The organism is Thermanaeromonas sp., assembly GCF_021890735.1.
Taxonomy (GTDB): domain Bacteria; phylum Bacillota; class DSM-521; order Neomoorellales; family Neomoorellaceae; genus Thermanaeromonas.
In genome coordinates this window covers 1-4357 of record NZ_JAKKUR010000114.1, presented here as the reverse complement: position 1 = coordinate 4357, position 4357 = coordinate 1, and the positions used below count along the sequence as shown (strand labels likewise).

At 51.5% G+C, this 4357-nt stretch carries 5 protein-coding genes and 1 pseudogene; 3 read left to right on the top strand and 3 right to left on the bottom strand.

The genetic code is table 11. From position 1 onward, the window contains the following. Both L5656_RS10760 and L5656_RS10755 read right to left on the bottom strand, forming a co-directional pair. Window positions 1-349, bottom strand: a pseudogene (locus L5656_RS10760) (hypothetical protein); the annotation flags it as partial. A gap of 258 nt (window positions 350-607) precedes the next feature. Continuing rightward, window positions 608-838 carry a helix-turn-helix transcriptional regulator gene (locus tag L5656_RS10755; protein ID WP_297202818.1) on the bottom strand — a complete coding sequence of 77 codons (231 nt, stop codon included), beginning with the start codon at window positions 836-838 and terminating at the stop codon, window positions 608-610. 135 nt (window positions 839-973) lie between these two features. On the opposite strand from L5656_RS10755, the gene L5656_RS10750 reads away from it, so the two are divergent. Beyond that, a complete protein-coding gene (locus L5656_RS10750; RefSeq protein ID WP_297202816.1) occupies window positions 974-1369 on the top strand; it encodes a helix-turn-helix domain-containing protein in 396 nt (131 codons plus the stop codon). Between the two features lie 319 nt (window positions 1370-1688). Here L5656_RS10750 and L5656_RS10745 read toward each other — a convergent pair whose 3' ends face one another. Further along, complete coding sequence (locus L5656_RS10745; protein ID WP_297202814.1) at window positions 1689-1859, bottom strand: hypothetical protein; 171 nt, start codon at window positions 1857-1859, stop codon at window positions 1689-1691. 183 nt (window positions 1860-2042) lie between these two features. On the opposite strand from L5656_RS10745, the gene istA reads away from it, so the two are divergent. Both istA and istB read left to right on the top strand, forming a co-directional pair. After that, the gene (gene istA / locus L5656_RS10740) at window positions 2043-3536 is read left to right on the top strand and encodes an IS21 family transposase (protein ID WP_297202812.1); all 1494 of its coding nucleotides are present in this window, start codon (window positions 2043-2045) and stop codon (window positions 3534-3536) included. Continuing rightward, the gene (gene istB / locus L5656_RS10735) at window positions 3533-4333 is read left to right on the top strand and encodes an IS21-like element helper ATPase IstB (RefSeq protein ID WP_297202810.1); all 801 of its coding nucleotides are present in this window, start codon (window positions 3533-3535) and stop codon (window positions 4331-4333) included. Before istA ends, istB begins: the two co-directional genes overlap by 4 nt. Window positions 4334-4357 lie beyond the last annotated feature (24 nt).

Below are 4357 nucleotides of genomic sequence, written 5' to 3'. Positions count from 1 at the left end.
CTGGGACACCGATTCTAACAATATTGCCCAACGATGTTCCTGCCGGCTGATAGGTTTTTCCATCATAAGTGATACCGGTAACGGACACATTAGTTACATCATAGCCGGTGGGAAAAACGATAATAATCTCGTCGCCCGGCTCAAGGCCGCTTGTGGCGTCGAAAGCAACGGTGTAGTTGACGCCCGTGGCTCCGGCCTTGAGATTGTCAGCCGTGACGCTGACGTTCCCGACCTGGCCCGCCATCGCCGGCACGGCTGGCAAAAGTGTTAGGACCAGGGCAAACACGGCTATTATGGAGATCACTTTGCGCGTGCGTTTAGGATATTTACTTAGACCGTTCGCGCTCACGCTATCCATTACCCTCCTTGCCGAAAAATTTTCTGGGCGTTAGGTGTGTACCTTTCCTCCCTTCTCCTCTCCTTTTCTCCTCTTCCCCTGCTACCACCTCCCCCGGGGTTCTACTGCACGGCCCGGCACACGGCCCGTCCGGCGGTACACCGGTGCGCTCAGGGCAAGTCATTTTAGAGAAGCATAATTTGCGGCAGAAATGGCAATATTTATCCTCAGCGGCCCCATCCCGTTACCGGTCGTCTAACATCCATTCCGCTATACCTTTCTTCCACGTTTTGTAACCTGGCCGGTAGGGGGCTCATCGGTAAAAAGTTCCTCCACAGGTTTGTTTAGGATGCGGGCAATGCGCAGTGCGGTGGCTACCGACGGATTTTTATATCCTCTCTCGATATTTGTGTACGACGCACGCGTAAGACCCGCCCGTCGGGCCACTTCGGATTGGGTAAGACCGGCCCGGAGCCGGGCCCTGCGCAGGGCAGTGCGCATTGGTTGCCTCCTTCTAGACTGGTATTGGTTCCCTGACGTGTCATCTGGAAACATTATATGTGTTCTTTTGGAAACTTGTCAATAGGGTTGATGAGGGGTAAGGTTTCTATTGGAAACCCTATGGAGGTGGGTATCGTGATACAATTGGGAGATACTTTAAAACAACTGCGTCAGAGGGTAGGCCTCCGGCAGGAGGACGTGGCCAGGATGGTCGGTGTAGAACGCTCCACTGTAGCCAACTGGGAACGCGGGGCGAAACAGCCCAGCCTGGAGACGCTGGTAAAGCTGAGCCAGCTCTTTGGTGTTTCTCTGGACGAACTGGTAGGCGTCACTAGAGCCACCGCTCCATTACCTTTAGCCTGCTATTGTTCCCTCGTATCCGACCCGCTGGTAAAACTCCTGGCCGAGCGGACCGGCGTCCCGGCAAAAAACATCGCTGCCTTTATTGCAGCGCTTCAGATCTCAGACGACGTTTGTGGCAACTGCAGGGAAGAAGTGCGAGGAGAAAGGTCAGAATATCAACCTTACTGAGTACATCCCTGACCAGGCATTGAGGGTTATTCCAAAAAGCAGGTAAACAATAGTTCTACCACCGCGTTCTGTGCGACAGTAACCCTTAGACCAAGAGCAACCTCACACGAGCCACGGAACGCACTGCACAGATTATTCCCCTCTACAAGCACCTGGGCCTAGTATTTTCCAAATTCTCTAACTTATAACAGGATGTGTGCTTTTCCCTCCTTCAACAGAAGCCTCCAGACCAACTCGCTGTGACAACACGGCTCGTAACCACCTCCTACCACCTTTGAATGCGTCTCCCAAACAAAAGAGGCCGGGGTTCCCAGCTTCTCTATTCAAGTATTTTCCTACCTTTCGGTGTTTTCTCCTGCCTAAGCCCAATCTCCCGCTTCCATCCTATATCCCAAGCTGCCCACGCCACAGACAGGGACCGGGGATAGTATGCTCCCCAGATCCCCAATGCTCCACCCAGGATGAGACCCCAAAACCCGTCCTCGCTCAAAACCGTTCTTCTCTCCCAAACCCTTTTATCCGTTATGAAGCGCCCGCTTCCGGGAGCCTCCCGCTGGTAGTGATAAAATAAAAGGGAACCACCGTGATAAATAAAAAGGTGTCCACCCCGACCAAAATCCTGTACGCTATACTTAGCCACACTTGATTTAGCGTACAGGAGGTTGAAAGGAGAATGATCAGGGTGGACACTAAGGAACGCATTAGGGAGTTGCACTTTAGGGAAGGATACTCCATCCGGGCCATAAGCCGGATGCTGAAGGTGGCCCGCAAAACAGTTAAGCGGGCTCTGACTGATGCTGAGCCTCCCAGGTACCACCTAACAAAAGAAAGAGCTAAACGGGTTATAGGGCCTTTCCTCCCTATCATATACCAGTTGCTTGAGGAAGATCAACTGCGGCCACCCAAACAGCGGCATACGGCCAGGCGTATTTTTGAACGTTTAAGGGATGAATATGGTTACCAGGGGAGCGAAGCAACTGTTCGCCTTTACGTGCGCCGCTGGCACCAGGCACAGCCCAAGGAAATGTTTCTCCCTATGGATTTCGGTCTTAACGGCTGGGCACAAAGTGACTGGTTTGAAGCCTTAATAGAGCTTCAAGGTACCGTTATTACAGTTCACGTTTTTCTTATACGTTTATGCGGTTCCAGGGCCCTTTTTGCCCGAGCGTATCTTAAGGAAAATGCAGAAGCTATCTTAGACGCCCATGTACACTCTTTTAACTTCTTTGGCGGTGTACCGCCCCATATTGCTTATGATAATCCTAAAACCCTGGTAGCCCAGATTTTCTCTGGCCGGCGCCGCAAAGAGAGCCAATATCTTCAAGCTTTGCGCCTCCATTATCTCTTTCAGCCGGAATTCTGCCTTCCCTATGAAGCCCATGAAAAAGGGCTGGCGGAAAACAGCGTACGTCTGCTGCGGCATAACTTCTTCGTTCCCATACCGAAAGTAAATAGCTTGGAGGAACTTAATGAGCATTTGGAGAGGTGGTGTTTGAAATACCTCGAAGAATATTTGCCCGATAAAGAGGCTACTGTAGGAGAGCTTTTGGCCAAAGAAAAGCTATCGCTTCTTCCTTTACCAGAAGTACCCTTTGAGCCGGCCGTATTCCGGTCCGTGCGGGCTACCCGTCAGGCCTTCATCCACTTCGATGGCAACCGTTACTCTGTCCCAGTTAATATGGCCCATCTACCTCTAACTTTAAGGGCCTATGTAGACCGGATAGAAATATACCATGAAGACGAGAAGATAGCCGTACATACTCGCTGCTATGCCCAGGGGAAGACCATAACCTGCTACACCCACTACCTGCCGCTCCTTAAACAGAAGCCTAACTTTGTGCTATATACCCTGCCTTTCCGGCAGCTTAAACTACCGGCTCCCCTCGAACAATTCCTAAGTAAACTGGCTACCAGGTCTCCTAAGCCACCCCAGGATATTGTAGCTTGCCTTGAACTAATGGCTGAACACGGAATAGAGACGGTGGCGGAAGCTGCTGAACGGGCCCTGCTGATGGATACAGTGAATGTAACTGCCCTTAAGGCCCTTCTACCTTTGCCTTCACCTTCTGGGCCAAAAGTAGAAGTGCCGGAGGACTTAAGGGACTATAGAGTCCACATGCCTCACCCTGCTAAATATGACCGGTTACTGGGAGGTGCCGCAGTATGAGCGCTATAATCAGTGAGCAAGGCGAATTAGCGGTGGTAGAAAATCTAGCCAGGGCACTTAAGCTCCCTACCGTAGCTCTTCAGGCCGGACCTTTGTCTCGCGAAGCTCAAGTCCAAGGTGCCTCCTACCTGCGGTACCTGGCAGCAGTGTTGGAACAAGAGCTTCTCCACCGTGAAGAGGCCTCCCTGAAACGCCGGCTTAAAGCGGCCTGTTTTCCAGTAACAAAAACCCTGGACAGCTTTGACTTTAGTGCTGTACCTACTCTGTCCAAACCCCAAGTGCTAGGGTTAGCACGGGGAGAGTTTATCCGCCAGAAAGAAAACGTAATTCTTATGGGAAGCACTGGTACCGGGAAAACGCATCTGGCCATAGGTCTGGCTACGGCAGCTTGCCGGCAGGGATACCGGGTGCGTTTCTTTACCGTAGCTGAACTAGTTAGCGAATTAAGGGCTGCCCATCAAGAGAATCGCCTGAACCGTTTCACCCGTCAGTGGTTGAAATTCGACCTTGTTATACTGGATGAGCTAGGTTACGTACCCTTTGACCAGTTTGGTGCCCAGCTTCTATTCCAGGTGCTGGCTGCCAGATACGAACGAGGAAGCGTCATCATTACTACCAACCTGGAATTCGGTCAGTGGGTAGAAATATTCGGGGATGAACGCATGACGGCGGCACTTATCGACCGGCTTACTCACCGGGCTCACATTCTGGTGCTTAATGGGGAAAGCTTCCGGTTCAGGGAAAGCTTAAAACGCCAGCTCAATCAAAATACTCAAGGGGGTGAGTTCGCTAGCTAAAAGTACTACTAAAATTAAGCAGAA

What these genes read in the sequence shown, in the direction of transcription:
- L5656_RS10755 (WP_297202818.1), bottom strand. Translation starts at nt 838, where the DNA reads ATGCGCACTGCCCTGCGCAGGGCCCGGCTCCGGGCCGGTCTTACCCAA.
- istA (WP_297202812.1), top strand. Translation starts at nt 2,043, where the DNA reads ATGATCAGGGTGGACACTAAGGAACGCATTAGGGAGTTGCACTTTAGG.
- istB (WP_297202810.1), top strand. Translation starts at nt 3,533, where the DNA reads ATGAGCGCTATAATCAGTGAGCAAGGCGAATTAGCGGTGGTAGAAAAT.